This window comes from Sphingobacterium sp. WOUb80, assembly GCF_050058145.1.
GTDB lineage: Bacteria > Bacteroidota > Bacteroidia > Sphingobacteriales > Sphingobacteriaceae > Sphingobacterium.
In genome coordinates, this window is the sequence record NZ_CP165617.1 from 6,530,056 (window position 1) to 6,554,113 (window position 24,058).

A 24,058-nucleotide genomic window follows, 5' to 3' on the forward strand; every position below is an offset into this window, starting at 1 on the left:
GGTATCCAGAAATCTTTGATTAAAATTTAAATAGCATTAGTAGCATCGTTCAATGAATAAATACAGTTTGATCATATGTTTCATTGTTTTTTTTGGAGAATCTGTTCTCGGTATTGATCTTTCGAGGTACAGGTTTCATCTGATGCCCGAAACGTCATATTACGGTGGTATACAAAGCATCGCAAAAGATAGTTTAGGGCGTATCTGGTACACGGGGCCTGATGCACTGTTCATGTACGATGGCAACAGCTTTTATCAGTTAAACGATATTGTTTCTGTACAGAAACCAACGCAGAAATGGGGCTATGGTTCGTTAATCCGGGATAAAAAAGGAAATCTATTTTTAGCCTCCGGGCAAGGGTTATTAAAATTCGATTACGAACTGTTTTCTTTTCAGATGGTGGTTCCCGGAATGATCCGTTCAATTTGTGCACATAACGATGGTCAGGTTTACATGCTGTCGGACAAGAGTATACTTCGCTATAATCCAGAAAATGAACATATAGAAAGCTTTTTATTGCCCAACAACAAGTCTTTTCAAAATATATTGAGTGCCAAAGACCAGGTGTTTTTAACCCAGGGTGCAATCTTGTACAAGGTAGAAATGGCAAAAAAAAGCCTGGTCCCCTTTGCGGATTTTAGCGGTACGGCAAATCAGGTGAATGATGTGGTTGCATACCGTGGCTTATATTACTTTTTAACACAGCGGGGAGGAATTCATGTCACAGATCTGACGGGCGCGTTAAAACAGAAAATTTCGGTAAGCATAGCGGGAAATTCATCCGTTTTAACAAAAAAAATGTATGTAGACCAAATCGGGGTGATCTGGGTGGCTACCCAAGCCGGATTATTTCTTTATGATCCCGCCAGCGAAAGCAGCAGCGTCTTGCAGATGAACCTGAATGATGTTTATTCACTGCCCAATAACTCGATATGGACAATTTATGCAGATCCGGACCAAGGTGTTTGGATAGGCACCTATGGTGGTAAAATAGCTTATTGCTCGTTTTACGATTCTAGGGTGCGTTACTTTAAGCCCAGCCCGGGAGGCCTAAATCACCCTATTGTCAGTAGTTTTCAGGAAGATCATATGGGAAATATATGGATTGGCACGGAGGGGGGAAGCCTGAATTACTGGAATAGAAAAAAAGATCAGTTTATCCGTCCCGAACAATCGCAGGGCAGTCCGTCAGGACCTAATATGATTAAACGCCTTAAATTTGACGGAGCAAGCAAGAGCCTGCTGATTTCTGCCTACAACGGTGGTATTGGCAGCTATGATGTGGACAACCAGCGTTTCAGCAGTTTCAATTTCCGTTCTCCGGAAAGCCAGCAGCCGCTAACCGTTTATGATTTTGTAAACGATAAGGAAGGTACTTGGTGGATGACAGATCCCGATAAATCTTTTTTATATCGAAAAAAATCGCTAGGCCATTTAGAAATGGTAAGCGTCAATGATGCCAGAGGCAAAAAATTAAATATCGAAGTTGAAGCGTTATATGTGAATAGCCAAAATCAGCTCTGTTTAATTAGCCATCAAGGATTTTTTATTGTAAATCCCCATACGTTAAACGTGTTGAAGCACTACATGGTCAAAGATGCTTCCTATTCTGCAAATTACCTGTGCTGCTATACTGTGACTTCAGATGGCGAAGTATGGCTAGGAACCTTGGGGAAAGGAGTAAACGTGCTCAAAAAAGACGGAACATACATCAATTATAGTCTAAGTAATGGATTTCCAGCAAAAATGGTATTTGGCATATTAGAAGATGACGCTACCAAAAATGTCTGGTTAAGTACAAGTGATGGTCTTTTTTGTTTCAATAGGAAATCCAGGAAATTTGAGAAAGCCAGATTCTATCAGGAAAATAACATTGGTTCATTTTATATTCATGCCGCTTACAAAACTTCCAAGGGCGAAATGCTGTTTGGCGGCACCAATGGGTTTTTACTTTTCGATCCCGCATACCTCAATAAAAATCCGCAAAAACCAAAGGCGTTTTTTACAGGATTTCTGGTCAACAATAAACTTGTGAAACCAGAGGACGGTACATCAATTTTAACGAAAGATATTGGTAGCCTTTCCAATCAAAAAGGAGATAAGATTAGGCTTTCCAGTAACCAGTCCAATGTCGAAATTAAGTTTTCGGCAAATAGTTATCTATCCGCAGATAAGAACCAGTTTGCTTACCGGATGCTGGGGCTTGGCGAAGACTGGCAAATTAGTCATGCCAACCAGAAATCCGTACAGTTTCTTAATCTTCCGGGCGGAGATTATACCTTCGAAATCAAGGCTTCCAACAATAACGGACAGTGGGGCGATCAAATATCGCGATTGTACATTCACGTAGATCCACCATTTTTCTTGTCTTGGTGGGCCTATTGTTTCTATGCGGCTCTTGTGTTTGCCTTGCTCTTTTTTATTATGCGATATTATAGCGATAAAAGAGTGTTTAAAGAGCGTTTGGCGCTCGAGCGCTTAAAAGAACAGAATATGCAAGCGCTGAACCAGGCGCGCACCGACTTCTTTACCAATATCTCGCACGATTTAAAAACACCGCTGACCTTGGTGTTACAGCCGCTTAAGCAACTCAAAGAAACTATTGTAGCCAATGATACTGCTTTGGTTTATATGGATTTAATAGAGCGGAATGTATTCAGAATACAACGGATGATTAGCCAATTGCTGCGCTTTCGCGAAATCGAAAGCCAAAAAATTACGCTCAATCCGCAAATTGGCGATTTTATCAATTTTGTAAGAGATATATTTAGCCTATTTGAGCTCTATGCCAATAAAAAAGGCGTTGAAACCAATATTTCCGCATATAAGGACAATTTATATGTCGCTTTTGATTACGATATTATCGAGAAAATATTGACTAATTTGTTCTCTAATGCCTTAAAATATACACCTGATAATGGATATGTGGGTGTACGTATATATCCTGCTACGGGGGAAGAAAAGGAACGGTTTTCATCCTTAAACCCGACGGAAATCGAATATATCTCCATCGAAGTTTTAAATACAGGTGATTGTTTTTCGGAAGAGCAGATCGCGACGCTTTATACTTCTTTCAATCGCTTATCGTCTCACCGGCCAACTTTTGAAGAAAGTTCAGGACTTGGGCTTGCCATTGTAAAAGAACTGGTGGATGTGTTGGATGGCAAAATATGGATGGTCAATAAGGCCGATAAAATTTCTTTTACCATTTCCTTACCTTTAAAAAAGCAGGCCAGTTCAGGAGATATGCAGTCTAATGTATATGATTATACCGTTTCTGAAATTGATGAAATCATCACACAGGATACTACAGCCCCGGAAAGCGGATCTATCTCTATCAAAAAAACAGATAATATCCTGCTGATTGAAGATGACCAGCAGCTTCGTGTCTATCTGGAACAGCGCCTGGCCGAAAAATATAATGTATATACTGCAAGTGATGGTGAGGAAGGTTTAATAAAAGCTGAAAAAATTTATCCGCAACTTATTATTACCGATTTGATTATGCCAAATCGCAACGGTCTGGAAGTCTGTCGTAGCCTTAGACAAAATTTTAAGACTAGCCATATTCCTATTATCGTGATTTCAGGTACCGGAGATGACAATCAGAATAAAATAAAGGCATTGGAATATGGGGCAAATGTGTTTATTGATAAACCCTTTCATGTTGACTATCTGTTGCAACAAACTGAAACCATTCTAAGAAATCAGCAGGAACTGAAAGAAAAGTACAGCAAACATATTCAGGTGGATCCCTCCAATGTTACCGTCACCTCCATGGACGAGGAGCTACTGGTCAAAGCCATTCAGGTCATTGAAGAAAACATTGACAATGCCAGTTATTCCGTAGAAGATTTTGTGGCTGATATGAATGTGGGCAGAACTATTCTCTATCAAAAAATACATGATATCGTAGGGATGTCAATCAAGGAATTTATCTTGAATATGCGTCTGAAAAGAAGTGCTTATCTGTTGGAGAAATCGGACTTGACGGTAGCGGAAGTAGCTTATCAGACTGGGTTTAACAACGCCAAATACTTTAGCGTCTGTTTCAAAAAACAGTTTGAACTAAGTCCTTCGGAGTTTAAGAAAAAGGTTTCCAGCGAAAGAAATAAGAAAAATAGAACATAATTGACCGATAGAGCCTTTTAGACTAGGTAAAGGCGATACTATATTTTTAAAATCCAAACGATGATGAAAATGATAATTTTTAGAAAAGCACTTCTGCTCACCTATTTTATTTGCTTGTGTAACATAATTTATCTAACAGCAGCAGTCACCCAGAAGGTCGATGAGACTTCTATCAGCCCCAATAAATACAGCACTGGTTCCCAGTCAGAGCGGATACAAAAAGCCATAAATGAGGCAAAAAATACGACTGGAAAAGTAGTCATCCCTAAATATGATGCGGTAGCGAAAAAAAGTGTCTGGCTCATTGATCAGGCCATTTTGCTTCCAAGCGATTTTGAACTTGAATTGAATAACTGCACCATTAAGCTATCGGATAAATGCCGGGATAATTTTATTCGTTCGGCAAATGCCGGACTGAAAATCAAAGACATAACTCCCTCAAAGAATATCAGGATTATTGGAAAAGGAAATGTCCTTTTAGAAGGAGCTGATCATCCCAGAGCCACGGGTGACCATAATAAAACCTTGTCCCTCAATCCCAGCGGATTTGGACAATCTTATGGTACCGATGCAGGCAAACCCGGAGTGAACCAAAGAGGCGGATGGCGAAACCACGCCATCATATTAGCGCATACTGATGTATTTGAGGTTAGCGGCATTACATTAAAAGATTATCATGGACATGGACTGGTACTGGAACGCTGTACAAACGGAAAGGTCAGCGATATTACTTTTAATGTGAGGCAGGCCGTAACTGTTGATGGGACAGACAAACAGATCCTAAACCAAGACGGCATGGGTATACGTTTTGGCTGTAAAAATATTCTTATTGCGAATTGCAGAGGTAAAAGTGGTGACGACTTTATTAATATAGGGTTGACAGATACTGGAGTGGGAGCAGGAGAAGAAAATGTAAATGTGGTCAGTGGCTCGATATATAGGGGCGAAATCGACAACATTTCAACTATTTATCTCCAAAACTGGCAGGACTTCTATTCAATTTCACATCGTTCCATACGGATTATGCCTGTGGGTAAACTTCGGATAAGCAATGTTTTTATCGAAAATATGGTCATCAGCCCGCTAGCACAGCAAGGTTTGGTGGTCGAGTATGCCGAGCATGTGCAGGGCTTATTTGTACGAAATCTAATCAGTCATCAGCCTATCAAAGCTAAAGGTATCTCGCAGGCCAGTTTCAGAGATATTATTTACAGAGGCGAGGGGGAAGCTATCGATGTGCAACAAAGCGATACGGTTATTTTAGATCACGTAATACGTTTAAAAAACGAATAATAAAGCGCTTTTAATCTCCATTTTAGCGCGAAAAACACCTGTTTTTGCCTTTTGTACAAAATCAAACCATTTTCGTACAAAAACGAACCCTATGAATTGGGTAGGATTATAGTTTTGTCTTAACCAATTTTAAAAAAGCAAAATATGTGTATTAAAATTCCTCCCGACCACGTGATCAGGCTCACGCAGGGTAATCCGAACTTTACTAAAAGCATTGGCAATGTACGGCTGAGTTTTACGCTTCGTCAATAAGTCTGAAAACGAAGTCTTGCCATCAGCATTGTGTGCATTAGCAGCAATGCGATGTTATTTATCACAAGAGGTTAAATTTAAAATCCAAGCCTATTGAAGCACACCTATTTCAAACTCATATTCTTTACGAGAAAGGGAAAGTAAAGAACTTAAGTAAATTTTAACTAACCAATATAAATCAATGATACAAAAAATACATATCTGGCTCAGGAGCTGGATAATGAGTGCCACCCTATTGTCGGTGGCATCAAATTACGCTTATTCGCAAGCCGCAGATCAGATGCAAGTCAAAGGTCGGGTGACCAATGATGCGGGAGAGGGACTTAAGGGTGTTTCCGTCATGATTAAAGGAGCGAAAAACGGGGTGCAGACAGATGCAAATGGTTATTATACCATTCAGGCGGCCCCTACAGCCACGCTGCTATTTACCTACATCGGCTTTAATAGCCAAGAAATAAAGGTCAACCCATCAGGAGTCATCAATGTGAAAATGTCCGGAAATAATGTTCTGGATCAGGTTGTTGTCGTCGGTTATGGTACGGCCAAGAAAAAAGATTTAACGGGTGGTTTGGCTGTCGTCGGAAAAGAGCAGCTAAGCATGGTATCGACCTCCAACCTGATGGATCGTTTGGTGGGACAGGTGGCAGGCTTCTCCATCACTACCGGTGAAGCTGCTCCGGGAGCATCACAAACGTTGTTGATAAGGGGAGAAAATTCAATCTCAGCAAATAATAGTCCTTTGATTATTCTGGACGGTATTCCCTACAGCGGATCCTTGGCAGATATTGATCCAAACAACGTCGAAAACCTTTCCATCTTAAAAGATGCCTCCGCTTCGGCTATTTACGGTTCGCGTGCAGCCAATGGGGTTATTCTGATACAAACAAAACGAGGCGCGCTGGGTAGAGCGCAGGTAAACTACAAAGGTTTGATCGGCATGGCCGAGCCTATGCAGCGAATCAATGTCATGGGGCCCAACGAATATATCCGCTTTCAACAGGATATAGCCCGTATTAAGCAAGGTTACACCGGCGCTTTGTTGGATCCTATTGCAGGCGATATTATCAGCGTAACGGAGCGTGGCAATTATGCGAAAGACATTACCAACAACTGGCAGGATTATGTCTTTCGGAAAGCTTTGACCATGGATCATCAGCTGAGCATTTCGGGAGGTACTGAAAATACAAAATATATGGCTGCCCTAGCAGCGTTAGATCAAGAAGGCGTGGTGTACAATTCCAAGTTGTCACGTTTAAATATAACCACAAATGTGGATCAGACTTTTAATAAATGGTTGACAACTGGTATAGGGTTGCAATATACCCGGAAGAGTGACGGTGGTATTACACCAAATTTGGAACATGCCATTAAGCAAAGTCCTTATGGTAGCTATAAAGACGAATCGGGGAAGTATGTGCCCGAGCCCATGGAGTATTCCTTGATCGTCAATCCGATGCGAAACGTCAATGCGATTCAGGATAGATATAACAACAACTTCTTTCTTTCTGGCTATGCCAATATTTTGTTGCCCGTAGAAGGTCTCTCTTTACGATCAAATTTTGGTTATAATTATCGGAATGGATTTACGGGAACCTATTATGGACGTAATACCTTTGAGGGCAGGGACCAAGGTACACAGGCCGGAGGTAGTGCTTCCATCAACAATTCCAACTATAACGATTATACCTGGGAAAACCTGCTCAAATACGAACGGCAGATCGGCGATCATCGTTTTGATGTGACGGGTTTATTCAGTATGCAAAAAACGAAAAGCTGGTCAACAGCGCAGAGCGGAGCGGGTTTTGTAACCGATGATACCGAATATTTTATGATAGGTTCGGCCAGCCGCCTAGTTTCCAACAGTGCATCCTTATCGGAATCAGCTATGCTATCGTATATGGGCCGGATAAATTATGCCTATAAAGGTAAATATCTATTGACCTTGACTGGACGTACGGATGGAGCCTCGGTATTTGGTATCAACAATAAATACGCATTCTTTCCAGTTGCGGCAGCGGCATGGCAAATTGGAGAAGAGCGTTTTCTGAAAGATAATGTCAAATGGCTGGACATGCTGAAAATCCGTCTTTCTTACGGTGCTAACGGTAATCAAGCGATTACACCGTACCGCACGTTAGACCGCTTATATTCCAATGTAAAATATATCTGGGGAGATGATGGAACTGCAGTTACCACAGCATATTTAGCCGGAGATGGTGTGGGTAACCCTAATTTGAAATGGGAAACTACTTATTCGACCAACCTGGGCCTGGACTTTCAGTTATTTCATAACAGATTGGGAGGTACCATTGATGCTTATCTCTCTAAAACGAAAGATTTGCTCATGACACGCACAGTACCTATTATGAACGGGTATAACCGAATTTGGGACAATATTGGTGCGACTCAAAATAAGGGGATTGAGATCACCTTAAACTCAGCGAATGTTAAAGGAGAAAATTTTCAATGGAATACCACGGCTGTGTTTTCTTTGAACAGAGACAAAATTGTCGAGTTGAGAGGGGATGGTATCGATGATATTGCCAATAACTGGTTTATTGGTCAGCCATTGAGAGTATTCTACGATTATAAAATGATCGGTGTATGGCAAAATGGAGAAACCATTACTGTTGATGGGGCAGCGCCCGGAGCCGCCAAACTGTACGATCGCGATGGTAACGGCAAGATAGAGGCCAGTGACAGGGTGGTCATCGGGTCTAAAAATCCCCGCTACACAGCTTCTTTAGCCAACCGGTTTTCTTACAAAAATTTTTATGCATCTGCTTTAGTGACCGGTGTTTTTGATGTATGGCGTGATGATCACATGGCCAATCTAGGTGCCTGGACTTTCGGAATTACCAACTATGTGCATGATGCCAATTATTGGACGCCGGAGAATCCTAATGCAACGATCGTTTCGCCTGGCTATCTTAATCCACTAGGACATGGCTATTATAAAAAGGTGAGCTACGTACAGGTGAAAAACATCACCTTTGGCTATAAATTGCCACACAAAATTGCTAAAAAGGTAGGTGTAAATGGTATTGATCTAAATGTCAGCGTCAACAATCTGAATACTATTTCTAATATCAGAGAGGTACTCAATTACGACAACACTTGGATGGCCTCTTATCCCACGGCACGATCGTATATGTTTGGCTTAAATGTAAATTTCTAATCGAATAGGACATGAAAATGAAAAATATTATCACAACAAGTTTGGGGCTTATCGTATTGTTTACCTTAGGAGGCTGTAAGAAGTTTCTGGAGGAAGAACTGAAAACTGAATTGGCGCCATCCAATACCTATACCAGCACCTACGGTTTCGAGGTGGGTAGTGCAGGTCTGTATGCACTCACTCGTTCCGAATATAACACCTATGGTGAGGGTGGTGCTTTTATCCACAATGGTGCGTGCCCATACGAAGCCTTACAAGTCTCTACGGATATCGCCGATGCGATTAATAGTGATGGCTCTTTAACTGCATTTGCAAACCTTACACTTACAGCCTCCGAGCGTTTTGTAGGGACTTACTGGAATTGGGCTTATAATCTTATTTCATCGGCAAACCTCATGCTGGTCTATTCCGAAAAAAATACCAATTGGGATACACCGGAAGATAAAGCCCGCTTTCAGGCCGAAGCCCGTTTCTTTCGAGCTTATGCTTACCGCACCTTGGTTTATCTCTACGGCGATGTACCTTATGTGGAAACCATTCTGTATGATTTTCAGCTTAATTTTACACGTACACCAAAAGCAGAAGTCATCGGGCACATGGTCGATGACCTGAAGTTTGCCGTGGATAACCTGCCTACCAATCCGGACGGCGTCAAAGAAGGGAAGCTGACCAAATGGGCGGCAAGCCATTTGCTGAGCGAGATCTATTTATTGCAGGGCAATCATGCCGAAGCCGAAAAGGCTGCATTGGCCGTTATCAATAGCGGTTATTATAACCTGATGAAAAGCAGGTATGGTGTAAATGGCAGCAAAGCGGGTGATGTATTCAGTGATTTATTTCTGGAAAATAATCAAAATAGAAAAAGTGGCAATAAAGAAAGTATCTGGGTATTGCAATTCCAGTTTAACACGATCGGCGGTGGTACCAATTCGGATGACTGGACCCGTAGGGCCTGGATACCGAACTACTCGACGATTACAGGATTTGTTTTGGCAGATACCTTGGGCGGTCGCGGTATCGCACAGTTAGTCCCGATGAAATGGTGGGTAGGTACCACAGGTACCAATGCGACAGGCAATGTGGCCGGTATTTTCGAAGCAAATGATATCCGTAATTCAGGTTATAACATTAAACGCAACTGGTATTATAACAACGTGAACGAGGCTTCGCTATACGGCAAAAAAGCCAATATTACCGAACAGACCTGGTTTACGACAAAGAGCCTGTTTCCCGCAATTACAAAATTCTTTTACGGGCGTACTGAAAATCTAAGCCTGACCGGTAGTTATAAAGACCGCATGAAATTCCGTTTAGCCGAAACTTACCTTTTGCTGGCCGAAGCCTATCTGGGGCAAAATATGCCTGATAAAGCTGCGCAAGCCGTCAATGAGGTGCGGAAAAGAGCTGGAGCATCTGAAATCACGGGCGCACAGATGAATATGGATTTCCTGCTCGATGAGCGTATTCGCGAATTAGTTGGAGAAGAAAGTAGAAGATTCACCTTAGTGCGTACCAATACCTTGGTGGAGCGTGTCAAAAAGTATAATAATGCGATCAAGGATAAAATCACGGAAAACAATATCCTGTGGCCAATTCCACAGGTGATTAGGGATGCAAATACAGGCGCACCATTCCCTCAGAATCCGGGGTATAATTAATAGTAGCGGGAAGCTGTACGAATAGCAGTCGAATTTTCGGCCGTTTCCCGATTTGATGACAAAACAGCAGTTGCGCCAGTCAAGCGCATTATACTATCCAAATGTTAGTAAAAACATAAATCAATGAAAATAATCAATTATTTATACAAAGCTTTATTTTTCTTATGCATGATACTGTGCCAGTTATCGTGCAAACAGGAGATTCAGGATATACCCAAAGTTAATGAAACGATGGAGCTTCAACCCTCGTCAGAAAACATTACGTTGGACGAGGTCAATCTGACCAAAGATATTGTCACATTTAACTGGAAGCCCGCTAGGGCACAATCAGATGATCATTTAGTCAGCTATAGCACCATGTTGGATGTCGTAGGTAATAATTTTGGTACCGGTACAGCCATATTCAACTATGAAGACGATAATGTATTCAGCAGAAGCTTTACTTCCGAGCAGTTGCAAAATTGGGCCAACGAAAAGTGGGGCATACCAGCAAATAAGAGCTTTACGCTGGAATTTAGGGTAGTTGCCCAATGGGAGGGTGGCGCTACTTTTGAGGCACCCGAAGTGCGGACCGTAAGAATTACAGTAAACCCAATTAAGACGGTTGTTTTTGATGCTGATAAAGTGTTCTTGAGCGGAAGTGCGGTTGGAGGGAGCAAGGTGGAGATGCCAAAAACATTGGAAAATCTAGATCAGTATGCCTATGTATTGAACTTACAGCCCGGCGAACTGGAAATTCCGGTCGAATTTGACGGTGAGACCAATTATGTAGTTACCTCTAATGGAAGCGGTGAACTAAACGATGGAAATGCTGTTGGCATCAAGATGAGAGAAAATGTATTCTCCTGGAAAATAGAAACTGCAGGCGAATATCGCGTGGTGGTTAATATGCAAAAAGCTACAGCAACCATTTATTCACCAGCAAAAGCACTTGCACCCAAAATAGTGACATGGACAGGAGACCAACCTTATACAACCACTGTGACTGATTTATGGATGCATGGGGGTATTAATGGTTACTTAATCCCGATTAAAATGGATTGTACGGTGAGTTTGGCCGATCCGCAAATACTAGTATATACCGGCGGCAAAGTGGGAACTTCAAAATTTATCGTCACTGGCGATAATAGTAACAACAAAAACTTGGCTTACGCATTTAGTGCTCCGCCTACATCTGGTGGTGTGGCCCAGACTCAGACGCTCATTTTGGGAAAAGTAACCGAAATGGGAGGGGGAACGGTAAAAGGTAATCGCGATTCTTATTTCACTATTCCAGCTACAACCAATGTGCTGATTTTTGATTTAAGAAACATGACAATTCTAGCGTTAAAACGGTAGGCAATCATATAAAAGCACATAAATTAACTTTAACATTTCTGAAAGTGAAAAATATAAACTATAAAAAAGCCTGTCTCAAAGCATTTACTGTCATGCTTTGCTTTCTAGCAGTTTCATGCAAGAAAGATAGTGCTGATAAGGAAAAAGATATAACCGGAACCTTGGTGAAACCTAGTTACAACCGGAGTTCCATGTTTCGTAACCCTTTAAACGGCTGGGTCATGTACGCTTCAGCTTCGGGTAACCCCTCTTATTGGGACACTCAATTCTATGTACCTGACTTGGGTAAAACAGTAAAAGCGATTGATTATGCATCAGCCTGTTATATTCGTACCAGTTGGCGAACTTTTAATCCTGCAGATGGTGTGTACGCCTGGAGAGACCCTAGTACGGCAATCTATAAAATGATTAAAGGAGCGCAAGATAAAGGATTGCCAATCGCCTTTCGTATCGTTGTCGACGGTCGCGACCAAGGGGCAAATACGCCCCAGTTTGTGTTCGATGCAGGCGCCAAGTATTATGTCGCCAATACTTCTTTTCCGGATAGAAAAACACCCGTGTTGCAAGATCCTATTTTTAGAAAATATTATAGCAAGCTGATCGAAGAACTGGCAAAGGATTTTAACGATTTAAATAAGACCTCCTTTGTAGATGCTTATGGACTTGGTTTATGGGGTGAGGGACACAGTGTTATTTATGAAGACCCGAATAATCCCTCTGGTCAAAGTATTGAGGTCATCAAAGAAGAAGTCATCGATTGGATTTCGGACGTATATACAAAGAACTTTACGAAAGTACCTTTGCTAATCAATTATCATCGTGTAGTTGGCGATCCAGCTGGCAATGGAGCTCCCAATCCTAATTCGGAAAGGCTGTTGAATAAGATGATCAATAAAGGATATAGTCTGCGCCAGGATGCCTTTGGAATGACCGATTATTATCAAAGTTGGGAGAAGAACTTTGCCAAGGTTTGGAATTTTAAACGTCCTATTATTATGGAAGGCGGTTGGATTACCACAGGTACCCATCGCTACTGGACTGACTCAAGTGGTAAATATAGGGAAGACCATCCCGAAGATGTTCGGCAGGGCGAATTTGACAGCTCTTTGGAAGCCGCTGTAAACATGATGGATTTCCGTATCGGTGAAATTGACAGCTGGTTCACCAAGTCCTTTACATTATGCCAGCGTTTTATTTCTGAAGGGGGGTATCGTTTATATCCCGATCGGGTCTATTTACCGGAGAAAATCAATACCGGTACCGAAATGACGATTAACCATCGTTGGCGGAATATGGGTTGGGGGTATTTTCCTAACAATATTCCCCAATGGAACTATAAATATAAAGTAGCCTTTGCACTCCTAGATGAAGAAAATAATGTGAAAGAAGTTTTTGTAGATGATAGAGGAGAACCTTCAACCTGGCTTAAGAATAACCCAATAGCGTACGAATTAAAAGCCAAGGTCGGCGTCCCTGCTGGAAACTATACCTGGGCCGTCGCCATTGTAGATACCACAAATGAAAATCAGCCGGGCATAAAACTTGCCGTAAATGGGGATATTACCAGTATCGGATGGTTAAAACTATTGAAAGTACAAGTACAATAAAATTAAGTAGAGATTGTTAGAAACAGCTACCAAGCGATTGATTGGTAGCTGTTTTTCCATTCAGCGATTTTTGAGTAAAAGTTACTGATGAATCATCTGTTTATTAAGGCCGGGTCGCCAGATGTGATTTTTTATAAAAATAACTTAAGTAAAAATATTAGTTGTATTTCTGAAATTTTACAGGGTTTTATGTAGCAATTTGATTATTTTTATCGTTTCTCTATTAATAAGTTGTAAACCATTGAAATACTTTTAAAAGAATGAAAAGAAACCTGATCAGTCCGTTTGTCAGCCTGATATTTTTAGCTGTGGCCTCGTGCAAAGAATCCGAGCCTATTGATCCAACACCCCAACCCGAACCTGAACCTTCTGTGAGCTACGTATGTCCGAAAAAAGGTGATATTTATAAGATTTTTCCCGATACTTTCCTTGTTAATGAAACTGGACTCTACATCAAGATAAATGATAATCTCCGGCGATTACCTTATTATGACGCAGGTACTGTTTCATTTGCCTTGTTCACCTGTGACGGCAAATTTAACGATCGCAATAAAGCCATCAACAGCCCACTTTCCTGGGAGATCAAAAAACAGAATACAGCAACACGCGATACGGTATATGCTAACGCCGGAACAATTGCATTGAATAAAATCCTTTTAACGAAAGATGTAGATCAGATTTTGACATTTAAAGACGGAGAGAAAATGAGCTATGAAGTTGCGCTGTTAAATTTCAATCAAGACACGATCCAGGCAAACACCATTACCTTTATTTACAAAAAAGATTTATAGCCGAAATTAAATGTGGAAGGGAGATGTGGTTTTTTAAGTCAAAGGGTCTGATTCTCATCAGACCCTTTCTTTTAGCGTGTACCAGTATAACTCCCAGACTAAAGGTCGCCATTGGCAAGCATATGTCTATACATGATCTTGCAACTTCCGAAGAATCCTGAGCACGAGTTTTGGACATAGGTTTCTGAAGTGTGGGTACCTACCACCTGTCCACTACTGTCGTAAACATTCAATACATAAACACATCTTATCAATCTCGAATTATTTTTCTTTGTTTCTTCGGTAGTTTTAGCATCGGCATTGCTTTTGGCCGGCTTGTAAGCGGTTGTCTTCACGTTGACATTTTCTTTGTGGGCTTTTGCACTTGTGCCTGCAAAAGCCGCTGTCGATAGCGCAGCTACGGCTATCAGACTCATCAATAACTTTTTCATTGTTTTTAAGTTTTTTTGTTAAACCATATATGCCTTTTGGGCATGTTATAATTATCTATTAATAAAAATAAGGACAAGAAAATTGCCTGATATGGACGATTAGTATTCGTGGCGGTTGATCTAGTATTCGCGCTAACTTATTCGATATTTAGCTTACCCGGGAAATCAAAAAAGCTTTCTAAAAATATCCAAGCGAGCTTGCCAACATTCTTACCTCCTCATTCCCACCATTCACCGAGTTTTCCTGATTGTTGGTCTAAAGCTGATAGGCTAGAGGCGTATTGTGTCGTAGTTTTGAATCAACAAATAAGAACAAAAGTATTAACACAATAAAATAAAGACATTATGAAAACTCTAGTAAAAACATTCGCAGCAGCAGCTTTAATCGCCGTATCAACATTCGCTATGGCAGCTGACAAACCCGCATCGAAATCAGAGAAAGCAAACGTTAACCTTTCCACAGCGGACTTTGCACTTGATCACTATGTTGCGGTAACGACCGAAGGAGAATCGGCAGGTGTAGAACAATTGTTCGCCGAAGATTTCAGCCAAAAAATCCAAGCTTCCAATGCACAAAATCACAGCCGTAACGAAGTGGTTAAATCTTTGAAAAAGCAAAAAGGCGAAAAACTGAACTGTGAAGTAAGCACCGATATCCTTGAAGAGTCAACAGACTATATGGTCGCTAAAGTGACCTTAAAATTTGAAAACTTCACCAAGACTGATCTAGTTACCTTGGAGCGTGTGGGCAATAACTGGAAAGTATTCAAATCAATCAATTCGTATAAATAGTATCCAATAACTAGTGATCTGCCGAGATCAGTATAAAGTCAGATCACTAGTGAATCATCAGCCCACGTGGCTTATGCTACTAGTATCATTTACGTAATTGGGTATGCGTGATCTTGTAAAGGCTTACTACAATAATGGCCGCAGCAACCGCTAGCAAAGAATGTGTTCCCCCGATAGAATAATGTATAAATCCACCAAGACCCTGCAACATTAACACAAATTCATTCAAAAAGATGCCAATAAGTAAGCCATAAACGCCATAGTGAATACCTTTTTCGATTTTTAACATGCAAATCTGAAAAGCATACCCAATTAAAAAGAGTGATATTATCACCAAAAGGACAAGGTGAAGATAAGCAATAACAATTGGCCGAAACCCATAAGCTTGTTGGCTCAGCGCAGGTATGACCGATAAGCCCTGCAATATCAGTTTGAGGAAAATGGCCAGCAGGACGCATAACCAAATTTTAGATGTATCTGGGCTTAACCGGAGCGAAATATTGCTTCGGACCAGTCGGACGACTCGTTGTGCTAATGTTCCCCACAGGACAAATTGCAATCCGACTGTAATGACTAAAATAATATATAGCCACAGGGGTAAATTTTTCCACCATAGAACGGATAAGAAATAGGTCGGTATAACAGTCATGACATAGACGAGCGAAAAACGCGGACTCATTGGTATTTTACCAGTATGTTTATACAGCCAGTAGGCAAGCAGGGCGACACAACCAAAGAAAAACCAGCCATTATACTGAAAATGAAGATAAAAATAGACTGATGCAAGCTGTTTTAATGGATCCAGTTGGTGGCTCGCTTTGAGATATGCCAGAAAATAGGTTCCTAGTGAACTAAATATATTGAAAAATAGTGCCGCCTTAATTAAGATCGAAATGGCCGGAGGAAGCGTCGATGATTTAAGATCCCTCAATAAATGAAAACAGAACCAATAGGAGACAAGTATTGATAAGAATGATAATATAATCGAACATAGGCTATAACCAGCAACTGAAAAGGAAATAAGCATACCTATAGAAACCGTCCAATTAGCCCAGAGGGTATATTGATATTTCCTGCACAAAATTTGATTGGCTTTTATTCCCAGAACGTTCATTATGAGAAAGATCATAAGAGCCTGGGATACCCAGGCTGAAAATGCAAAATGCGAATGTGCATGCATGAGGTTTTTCTGGTCGATCCAGGGAATGGGAAATAAAAATTTTAAGCGCATAATCAACCCGAAAACACCTGCAATAAGTAAATTGAATAGGGTGATGACGATCCATTTCTTAATACTTAAATAGTTGCTAATTTTATTCATACGTTGATTTCTTTTAAATAGCTGAAATATCACGGTTTCAACGCTCAATCTATGCCGTCGGCGGGAACAAAGACTTTTCCGCGGATAATGTTCAATTTATCTTCCTTTTCCATTTGCTTCATTGTACGGATGATTGTTTCTACTCTTAGCCCTGTCATATTAGCCAATTGTTGGCGCGTAAGCATAAGCCGGTTGCATTCCTGACACACAAGCCTCTTGCTTTCATTTAACTTATGGATCAGGTTGGAGAGGATTTCTTCAGGTGAACGATTGTAAATTAATTTGATCATGAAGAGTTTAAAGTGCAGTTCATGCGCCATCTTTTGTGATATCAGACGATGCAGATTGCCATATTCATACATGATTTCGATGAATCTTTTCGAACTGATCTTCAATAATGTACATGAACTGTCTGTAATTGCCGTCAGTGTATAAACTCCATTGTCCAATATCGCTACTTCTCCAAAGCCCTCGTTGGCACAGATAACATTGTGGAGGACTTCCCTACCGTCTGATAAGAAATTAGAAAGACGAACTCGCCCGCTCAACAACTGATAATAAAATGTGGCCGTGCCGCCCTCATGAAAAAGTATTTCACCAATATCGGCATGTAGGCTGCTCGCTCCCTTTTCGAGAAGTATTGCGGTTGGAATCATCGTTCGATATAAGTTAAGTTTTAACTACACAGCGTAAAGATATAGCGGCGTCACAAAATAGACCTTGATGTTGGTCACGGGAATAAGTGATGAAAATCAATATGTTGGTAATGTGTTTATATATAGTGTTTTATGGTTTTTAATTGATGGTTTGTTTTCACCGATTTCATTTTATGATTTGCCTCATAAAATGGCTACAACCTTCGATAATACCTTTGGATTAAGTAAAACACAATCAAGTTTGAACACAAAACCAAAATAAGATGAGAAAGCTAATTGTATACTGTTTGATGGGAATATTTATCTATGCCTGTTCCTCAAACAATGGCGAGAAAAAAACAGTTGCCAACAGTGTTAATGAATCTGGGGCTTCGGCAAATGACGCCAGTGGATATGATCCTCACCGCGGTGAAGGAAAATTTGATAAAGTGGAAATCGGTGAGCATTTGGATGCACCAATGGCTGCAGCCGGAAAAACGATTGTTGATCTAAAATGTGCTTCCTGCCACAAGCTTACCGACGAAAAACTGGTCGGACCAGGGTGGAAAGGGGTGACACAACGAAGAAAGCCACAGTGGATCATGAATTTTATCACTAATCCTGATCCGATGATCGATAAGGATCCGGAGTTGCAGGCGCAACTTGAACTATGCATGGTCCGAATGCCTAACCAAAATCTAACGGACGAGGAAGCCCGAAAGGTATTGGAGTTTATGCGACAAAATGATGGTGTAAAATAATAAAGCTGAATAAGAATCAACAAAGCTGCATAGGTATTAACCTTAAAATAAGAATAGAATGACTTTAACAAAATACATATTAGCGAGCCTAATGGCGAGCGCAATGTTATCGACTTTCCAAGCCTGTAAACCCAAGGGGGCTGGAGCTGCCGTGAGCGGTGATGCAGCTGAGAAAGTGTATGTTGCTCCTGGAAAATACGATGAATTCTACAATTTTGTGTCTGGAGGATTTAGTGGGCAGCTCTCTGTTTATGGACTTCCCTCCGGCAGATTACTGCGTGTAATTCCCGTTTTTTCACTAGACCCCGAAAAGGGCTGGGGCTTTAGCGAAGAGACTAAGCCAATGCTCGAAACGTCCCATGGCAATGTACCCTGGGATGATTTGCACCATGTGCAGCTTTCCAAAACAGATGGAAACTACGACGGCCGCTGGGTATTTGTCAATGCCAACAATACGCCCCGTATTGCCCGGGTGGATCTGACAACTTTTCGTACGGCAGAAGTGCTTGAACTCCCCAACAGCGGCGGAAATCACTCTTCGCCTTATATTACAGAGAACACCGAATATGTTGTTGCAGGAACACGATTTTCAGTGCCGCTGGACGGTGAGTCGGGCGACGTGCCTATCAATACCTTTAAAAAGAATTTTCGCGGAACATTGAGTTTTGTCAGCGTCAATAAGGACAATGGCAACATGGAATTGGCTTTTCAGATTGAGACGCCAGGTGTAAACTATGACCTGAGTCGAGCCGGCAAAGGGACTTCTCATGGTTGGTTCTTCTTCTCCACCTACAATACCGAACAGGCAAATACATTGCTGGAAGTCAATGCCTCCAAAAACGACAAAGACTTTATATTGGCCGTCAACTGGAAAAAAGCCGAAGAATATCTGAAAGCAGGGAAAGGGAAAAAGGTAACTGGTTTGAAGTATGCCCATAACACTTACGACGAGAAGTCACATACTGCAAAAACAACTTTTAATACAGAAACGATCGTATTGAAGGCAGAGGAGCTGGAGGGGCTATGCTACTATATCCCTTGCCCAAAATCTCCGCATGGGGTCGATGTTGATCCCACAGGTGAATATATTGTAGGGTCGGGTAAACTGGCTGCAGTCATACCTGTATTCTCGTTCGCTAAGATGCAGAAAGCAATCAAGGAAAAACAATTCGAAGGAAAATTCGGTGGTATCCCAATTATCAAATATGAATCCGCGTTGTATGGCGAGGTACAAAAACCTGGCTTGGGCCCACTGCATACAGAATTTGATGGCAGAGGAAATGCAATTACGTCATTCTTTGTGTCTTCAGAATTGGTAAAATGGAATATTAAGGATTTAAAGGTACTCGACCGTACACCAACATTTTACTCAACAGGCCATTTAATGATACCTGGTGGAGATACCAAAAATCCAGAAGGCAAATATGTTATCGCCTATAATAAGATCACGAAAGACCGCTTTCTCCCTACAGGACCTGAGTTGGCTCAGAGTGCCCAATTGTTTGATATCTCGGGAGATAAAATGCAATTGCTGTTAGACTTTCCAACCATTGGTGAACCACATTATGCGCAAGCGATTAAAGCGGAGAAGGTAAAAGACAAAAGTGTGAAGATTTTTAAAATTGAAGAAAATACCAGCCCATTTGTTGCCAAAGGAGACAAAGATGCACGCGTTGAACGTAAAGGTAACCAGATACATGTATACCTGACATCCATCCGTTCACACTTCACTCCGGACAATATTGAGGGCGTACAACTAGGCGATGAGGTCTATTTCCATGTGACCAATATTGAGCAGGACTGGGATATGCCCCATGGCTTTGCTGTCAAAGGAGCAAAGAATGGTGAATTGCTCATTATGCCAGGAGAGACACAGACATTGAAATGGGTTCCAGATAGAGTAGGTGTGTTCCCATTCTACTGTACGGATTTTTGTAGCGCGCTGCATCAAGAGATGCAGGGGTATATCCGCATATCAAAAAAAGGAAACAATGTTCCGTTGATTTATAGTCTTGGAACCAATCAACCGCAAGAGAAGACCAATTAACATAACCTATGATGATGAAAACTACAAGTCACCTGTCAGCAGTACATCGGATTCTTTTGATCCTGAGTGGCCTGGCCCTGGTAGCGGTCATCTTCCTACCCATCTGGCGTATTGAGCTCGACGCAGCGCAATACCCAGAAGGGTTAGAACTACAGATCTATAGCAACAAGTTGGCCGGACAAGTCGATATTATCAATGGACTGAACCACTATATCGGGATGAAAACGCTGCATGCGGAAGATTTCATAGAATTTACGGTCCTGCCTTATATCATCTTATTTTTTGCGCTTGCTTTTCTGCTTACCGGTTTCTTGCAGCATAGAAAACTGCTCTATGGCTTATTCTTTTGCTTTCTGCTTTTTGGAGCCGCAGCCCTGGTTGACTTTTATGTCTGGGAATACAACTATGGGCATCAGCTCGATCCATCTGCACCAATAAAAGTTCCCGGAATGTCTTACCAGCCACCACTGATCGGATACAAACAGCTTTTAAATTTTGGCGCCTATTCTATACCTGATATCGGGGGATGGATCTTTATACTCTGTGGAATTATCTTGGCCTTTTGTACAGTGCGGGAGTGGCAAAATAATAAAACCCTAAAACTAAAATCATATGAGAAACTATAAATTATTTGCATTGATCTGTAGCAGTATATTGCTGGTTCTATTTAGTTTGCAGGCCTGTCAGGGTAATAATAAACCCAAGCCTATTAAATACGGAAGCGAGCAATGTGCCCACTGTAAGATGACAATAACGGACGCGCGTTTTGGCACACAGCTGCAGACAAAAAAGGGACGGGTCTTTAATTTTGATGACGTACAATGTATGATAGCCTTTGTCAAAGGGAACTCGGTCAAAAAAGAAGAGATTGCTGTTTATTACCTGCCGGATTATGTTAGCCATAACCTCATACCGGCCGAAGGGGCATATTATCTCAAAAGTGAAGCCTTGAAAAGCCCCATGCGAGGCAATGTTGCTGTATTTGAAAAACGCGTAGAGCTGGATAAGGTCAAAGCAGAGATCGGTGGCGCGGTGATGACCTGGAATGATCTGTGGAAATAAATGAATAACAATGAAGAATGTAGCTTTAGCATTGTGCTGTGCAATGGCTTGTCTTTGGCTCGTACACCTGCCTTTATCAGCGACAACCATCCAGGTAGGAAAGGGGCAGTCTGTCAGGACAATAAAGGCTGGCTTAGCACAAGCGAAATCAGGTGATACTGTTTTAGTAGCGGCCGGTGTGTATAAGGAGGGGAATATTGTTATTGATAAGGCAATTGTCCTGAAAGGCCTGGGAAAACCTGTGCTGGACGGCGAAAAAAAATATGAACCGCTCTCGATTAAATCACCGAGGGTTACTGTTCAAGGCTTTTCAATACAGCATTCGGGACATTCTTCCATGAATGATATTGCCGGTATTAAAATTTACAATACAGTGCATATCAAAATATTTGACAATGAGCTCGTGGACAATTTTTTCGGGATCTATGCGCAGAATGCGAAAAACGTTGAAATCCGGGGCAATACCCTCAAAGCTTTTGGTACAGCGGAGCAGCTGATCGGTAATGGTATTCATGCTTGGAAATCAGATAGTTTAAGTGTTGAAAATAATGAAGTCTCCGGACACAGAGACGGTATTTATCTTGAGTTTGTGACCCATACTCGGGTACAGGGCAATCTTTCTGAAAAAAATCTGCGCTATGGTCTCCATTTTATGTTTTCCCATGAGAACAGTTACATCTCAAATACCTTTCGCCGCAATGGTGCAGGTGTAGCTGTTATGTATACAAAACATGTACATATGGAAAACAATAATTTCGAAGAGAATTGGGGCGATGCCGCCTACGGATTGTTGCTCAAAGATATTTCCGATAGTCAGATCATCAACAATCAGTTTAGCCGTAATACCACCGGTATTTTTATGGAAGGATCGAATCGCATCCATATTGAACATAACAATTTTAAGAGCAACGGATGGGGGCTCAAGATTCAGTCTAGCTGTATGGACAATGTGCTTAAAGACAATAATTTTCTTCAGAATACCTTTGATGTTGCCACCAATGGCACCCTTACACTCAACAGCTTTGTGCATAACTATTGGGACAAATATGAGGGATACGATCTGGACAAAGATGGATTTGGGGATATCCCTTTTCGTCCCGTAAGCCTGTTCTCGATGATGGTCGAGCGCTATCCCTCGGCGATGTTACTTTTTCGAAGTTTTATGGCCATGTTGTTTGACCGCACTGAAAAGCTATTACCAAGTCTGACACCCGAGGGGCTTAAAGACGATAAGCCTCGTATGAAATCAATAAAAGTATGATTAATATCCAACAGTTAACGAAAAGCTTTGGCAAATTCAACGCATTAAAAGGTATCGAACTGACGTTGAACGGCGGCGAATGTGTTGCCTTAATCGGCCCCAATGGCAGTGGCAAAACCACCTTGATCAAGTCTATCCTGGGTATGGTCATGCCGAGTGCCGGACGGATCACATTTGAAGGACAGGACATTGGACAGCAATGGGCTTATCGGAACCATATCGGCTATATGCCGCAGGTAGGTCAATATCCCGAGAATATGTCCATTAAACAGGTCTTAGATATGATCAAAGATATCCGCAAACAGCCCCAGACGGATTCGGATCTTTATCAGGCTTTCGGCGTGGACAAGCTATTGGAAAAACGTATGGCGACCCTTTCCGGAGGTACAAGGCAAAAAATAAGTGCCTGTATCGCATTTATGTTTGACCCCAAAGTACTCATCCTGGATGAACCCACGGCAGGACTGGATCCCCTGTCTACCGAAATTCTCAAGGATAAAATCAAGAAAGAAATCGGACGCGGTAAACTGATTATCATCAGTTCCCATGTACTTAGTGATCTCGATGAGTTTGTATCACAGATTGTCTTTCTGCAGGAAGGAGAGCTGAAGTTTCATAAGAGCTTGCAGCAATTAAAAGAAGATACAGGTACTGAAAAACTATCCAAAGCAATCGCTTATTTAATGCAGAAGCGCGACCTGTCTAATTAATGAAAAGATGAATAAAATTATACGCTATGTTTTTGTGGATCTCTTGCGCAACAAGACCATTTTATGCTACACCATATTACTCTTCGTACTTTCCATGACGGTCTACACCATGGAGGACAATTATGAAAAGGGATTACTCAGTCTACTGAATATTGTGTTGTTTGTAGTTCCGCTGATGAGCATCGTTTTTTCAGGCATCTATATCTATCAGAGTTCCGAGTTTATCAATTGCCTTGTCAGCCAGCCTTTGCAACGGAAAAGCATTTGGGGCAGCCTGTATGTGGGTTTGGCAGGTGCACTCAGTTTAGCTTTTTTTATCGGGGTCGGTGTACCAACTTTTATCTATGCATTTAGCTATTCGGGTATTACTTTGGTCTGTTGTGGACTGTTACTTTCCTTGATTTTCGTTTCGATCGCGATGTGGACATCTGTATTGATCAGGGATAAGTCGAAGGGGATAGGATTGGCAATTTTACTTTGGCTTTATTTCACGCTGCTTTTCGACGCATTGGTGCTTTTCATCCTATTTCAGTTTGCGGATTATCCCATCGAACATGGAATGGTTGCACTGTCCATGCTCAATCCCATCGATATCAGTCGCATCCTTATTTTATTACAGGTCGATCTCTCCGCGATGATGGGCTATACAGGGGCGATATTTCGGGATTTTTTCGGTAATACATTCGGCATTGCGATCACCCTGTTGGTCATGTTGCTCTGGTGCATCATTCCTCTAGGGCTATCTATTCGCTATTTTAAGAAAAAGGATTTATAATAATTTATTTACCA

General features: G+C 41.4%; 18 protein-coding genes. 15 read left to right on the forward strand and 3 right to left on the reverse strand.

The window, feature by feature from the left end; translation table 11 throughout:
* The first annotated feature begins 52 nt into the window (after nt 1-52).
* The 7 genes from AB1Z56_RS26945 (at nt 53) to AB1Z56_RS26975 (ending at nt 14,249) form a co-directional block, all read left to right on the forward strand.
* A complete protein-coding gene (locus AB1Z56_RS26945) occupies nt 53-4,132 on the forward strand; it encodes a response regulator (RefSeq protein WP_426790617.1) in 4,080 nt (1,359 codons plus the stop codon).
* 60 nt (nt 4,133-4,192) lie between these two features.
* Nucleotides 4,193-5,425 (forward strand): glycosyl hydrolase family 28 protein, encoded by a 1,233-nt coding sequence (locus AB1Z56_RS26950; RefSeq protein ID WP_426790618.1) that lies wholly within the window; start codon nt 4,193-4,195, stop codon nt 5,423-5,425.
* 433 nt (nt 5,426-5,858) lie between these two features.
* Complete coding sequence (locus tag AB1Z56_RS26955; RefSeq protein WP_426790619.1) at nt 5,859-8,855, forward strand: SusC/RagA family TonB-linked outer membrane protein; 2,997 nt, start codon at nt 5,859-5,861, stop codon at nt 8,853-8,855.
* A gap of 11 nt (nt 8,856-8,866) precedes the next feature.
* Nucleotides 8,867-10,513, forward strand: a complete 1,647-nt coding sequence (locus tag AB1Z56_RS26960) for a RagB/SusD family nutrient uptake outer membrane protein (RefSeq protein WP_313266644.1) — start codon at nt 8,867-8,869, stop codon at nt 10,511-10,513.
* Nucleotides 10,514-10,636: 123 nt separating this feature from the next.
* The gene (locus AB1Z56_RS26965; RefSeq protein ID WP_426790620.1) at nt 10,637-11,851 is read left to right on the forward strand and encodes a SusE domain-containing protein; all 1,215 of its coding nucleotides are present in this window, start codon (nt 10,637-10,639) and stop codon (nt 11,849-11,851) included.
* A 44-nt stretch (nt 11,852-11,895) separates the two neighbouring features.
* A complete protein-coding gene (locus tag AB1Z56_RS26970; protein ID WP_426790621.1) occupies nt 11,896-13,458 on the forward strand; it encodes a DUF4832 domain-containing protein in 1,563 nt (520 codons plus the stop codon).
* 260 nt (nt 13,459-13,718) lie between these two features.
* On the forward strand, nt 13,719-14,249 hold the full coding sequence (locus tag AB1Z56_RS26975) for a hypothetical protein (RefSeq protein ID WP_426790622.1): 531 nt from the start codon (nt 13,719-13,721) through the stop codon (nt 14,247-14,249).
* Between the two features lie 98 nt (nt 14,250-14,347).
* Here the strand turns inward: AB1Z56_RS26975 and AB1Z56_RS26980 are convergent, their stop codons facing one another.
* Entirely contained in the window at nt 14,348-14,680 is a 333-nt protein-coding gene (locus AB1Z56_RS26980) for a hypothetical protein (protein WP_426790623.1), read from the reverse strand.
* Nucleotides 14,681-15,025: 345 nt separating this feature from the next.
* On the opposite strand from AB1Z56_RS26980, the gene AB1Z56_RS26985 reads away from it, so the two are divergent.
* Nucleotides 15,026-15,472: a nuclear transport factor 2 family protein gene (locus AB1Z56_RS26985; protein WP_426790624.1), complete on the forward strand. Its 447-nt coding sequence runs from the start codon at nt 15,026-15,028 to the stop codon at nt 15,470-15,472.
* An 85-nt stretch (nt 15,473-15,557) separates the two neighbouring features.
* Here the strand turns inward: AB1Z56_RS26985 and AB1Z56_RS26990 are convergent, their stop codons facing one another.
* Nucleotides 15,558-16,793 carry a hypothetical protein gene (locus AB1Z56_RS26990; RefSeq protein ID WP_426790625.1) on the reverse strand — a complete coding sequence of 412 codons (1,236 nt, stop codon included), beginning with the start codon at nt 16,791-16,793 and terminating at the stop codon, nt 15,558-15,560.
* Nucleotides 16,794-16,837: 44 nt separating this feature from the next.
* Nucleotides 16,838-17,449 carry a Crp/Fnr family transcriptional regulator gene (locus AB1Z56_RS26995; RefSeq protein ID WP_426790626.1) on the reverse strand — a complete coding sequence of 204 codons (612 nt, stop codon included), beginning with the start codon at nt 17,447-17,449 and terminating at the stop codon, nt 16,838-16,840.
* 263 nt (nt 17,450-17,712) lie between these two features.
* Between AB1Z56_RS26995 and AB1Z56_RS27000 the strand changes: the two genes are divergently transcribed.
* Genes AB1Z56_RS27000 through AB1Z56_RS27030 form a run of 7 tightly spaced genes read left to right on the forward strand, consistent with a single transcriptional unit; the run spans nt 17,713 to nt 24,044 of the window.
* A complete protein-coding gene (locus AB1Z56_RS27000) occupies nt 17,713-18,189 on the forward strand; it encodes a c-type cytochrome (protein ID WP_426790627.1) in 477 nt (158 codons plus the stop codon).
* A 58-nt stretch (nt 18,190-18,247) separates the two neighbouring features.
* Entirely contained in the window at nt 18,248-20,236 is a 1,989-nt protein-coding gene (gene nosZ, locus AB1Z56_RS27005; protein WP_426790628.1) for a Sec-dependent nitrous-oxide reductase, read from the forward strand.
* 8 nt (nt 20,237-20,244) lie between these two features.
* Nucleotides 20,245-20,862 carry a hypothetical protein gene (locus AB1Z56_RS27010; protein WP_426790629.1) on the forward strand — a complete coding sequence of 206 codons (618 nt, stop codon included), beginning with the start codon at nt 20,245-20,247 and terminating at the stop codon, nt 20,860-20,862.
* The gene (locus tag AB1Z56_RS27015) at nt 20,849-21,298 is read left to right on the forward strand and encodes a nitrous oxide reductase accessory protein NosL (RefSeq protein ID WP_426790630.1); all 450 of its coding nucleotides are present in this window, start codon (nt 20,849-20,851) and stop codon (nt 21,296-21,298) included. The genes AB1Z56_RS27010 and AB1Z56_RS27015 overlap by 14 nt, the downstream gene beginning before the upstream one ends.
* 10 nt (nt 21,299-21,308) lie before the next feature.
* Entirely contained in the window at nt 21,309-22,559 is a 1,251-nt protein-coding gene (locus tag AB1Z56_RS27020; protein ID WP_426790631.1) for a nitrous oxide reductase family maturation protein NosD, read from the forward strand.
* Entirely contained in the window at nt 22,556-23,269 is a 714-nt protein-coding gene (locus AB1Z56_RS27025; RefSeq protein ID WP_426790632.1) for an ABC transporter ATP-binding protein, read from the forward strand. The genes AB1Z56_RS27020 and AB1Z56_RS27025 overlap by 4 nt, the downstream gene beginning before the upstream one ends.
* 7 nt (nt 23,270-23,276) lie before the next feature.
* Nucleotides 23,277-24,044: an ABC transporter permease subunit gene (locus tag AB1Z56_RS27030; protein ID WP_426790633.1), complete on the forward strand. Its 768-nt coding sequence runs from the start codon at nt 23,277-23,279 to the stop codon at nt 24,042-24,044.
* Nucleotides 24,045-24,058: the final 14 nt, after the last annotated feature.

Bases quoted from the DNA above. Each gene is read 5' to 3' on its own strand.
- AB1Z56_RS27000 (WP_426790627.1), top strand. From the start codon at position 17,713: ATGAGAAAGCTAATTGTATACTGTTTGATGGGAATATTTATCTATGCC.
- AB1Z56_RS27030 (WP_426790633.1), top strand. From the start codon at position 23,277: ATGAATAAAATTATACGCTATGTTTTTGTGGATCTCTTGCGCAACAAG.
- AB1Z56_RS26945 (WP_426790617.1), top strand. From the start codon at position 53: ATGAATAAATACAGTTTGATCATATGTTTCATTGTTTTTTTTGGAGAA.
- AB1Z56_RS26975 (WP_426790622.1), top strand. From the start codon at position 13,719: ATGAAAAGAAACCTGATCAGTCCGTTTGTCAGCCTGATATTTTTAGCT.
- AB1Z56_RS27015 (WP_426790630.1), top strand. From the start codon at position 20,849: ATGAGAAACTATAAATTATTTGCATTGATCTGTAGCAGTATATTGCTG.
- AB1Z56_RS26980 (WP_426790623.1), bottom strand. From the start codon at position 14,680: ATGAAAAAGTTATTGATGAGTCTGATAGCCGTAGCTGCGCTATCGACA.
- AB1Z56_RS26960 (WP_313266644.1), top strand. From the start codon at position 8,867: ATGAAAATGAAAAATATTATCACAACAAGTTTGGGGCTTATCGTATTG.
- AB1Z56_RS26950 (WP_426790618.1), top strand. From the start codon at position 4,193: ATGATGAAAATGATAATTTTTAGAAAAGCACTTCTGCTCACCTATTTT.
- AB1Z56_RS27025 (WP_426790632.1), top strand. From the start codon at position 22,556: ATGATTAATATCCAACAGTTAACGAAAAGCTTTGGCAAATTCAACGCA.
- AB1Z56_RS26955 (WP_426790619.1), top strand. From the start codon at position 5,859: ATGATACAAAAAATACATATCTGGCTCAGGAGCTGGATAATGAGTGCC.
- AB1Z56_RS26990 (WP_426790625.1), bottom strand. From the start codon at position 16,793: ATGAATAAAATTAGCAACTATTTAAGTATTAAGAAATGGATCGTCATC.
- AB1Z56_RS26995 (WP_426790626.1), bottom strand. From the start codon at position 17,449: ATGATTCCAACCGCAATACTTCTCGAAAAGGGAGCGAGCAGCCTACAT.
- AB1Z56_RS27020 (WP_426790631.1), top strand. From the start codon at position 21,309: ATGAAGAATGTAGCTTTAGCATTGTGCTGTGCAATGGCTTGTCTTTGG.
- AB1Z56_RS26965 (WP_426790620.1), top strand. From the start codon at position 10,637: ATGAAAATAATCAATTATTTATACAAAGCTTTATTTTTCTTATGCATG.
- AB1Z56_RS27010 (WP_426790629.1), top strand. From the start codon at position 20,245: ATGATGATGAAAACTACAAGTCACCTGTCAGCAGTACATCGGATTCTT.
- AB1Z56_RS26985 (WP_426790624.1), top strand. From the start codon at position 15,026: ATGAAAACTCTAGTAAAAACATTCGCAGCAGCAGCTTTAATCGCCGTA.
- nosZ (WP_426790628.1), top strand. From the start codon at position 18,248: ATGACTTTAACAAAATACATATTAGCGAGCCTAATGGCGAGCGCAATG.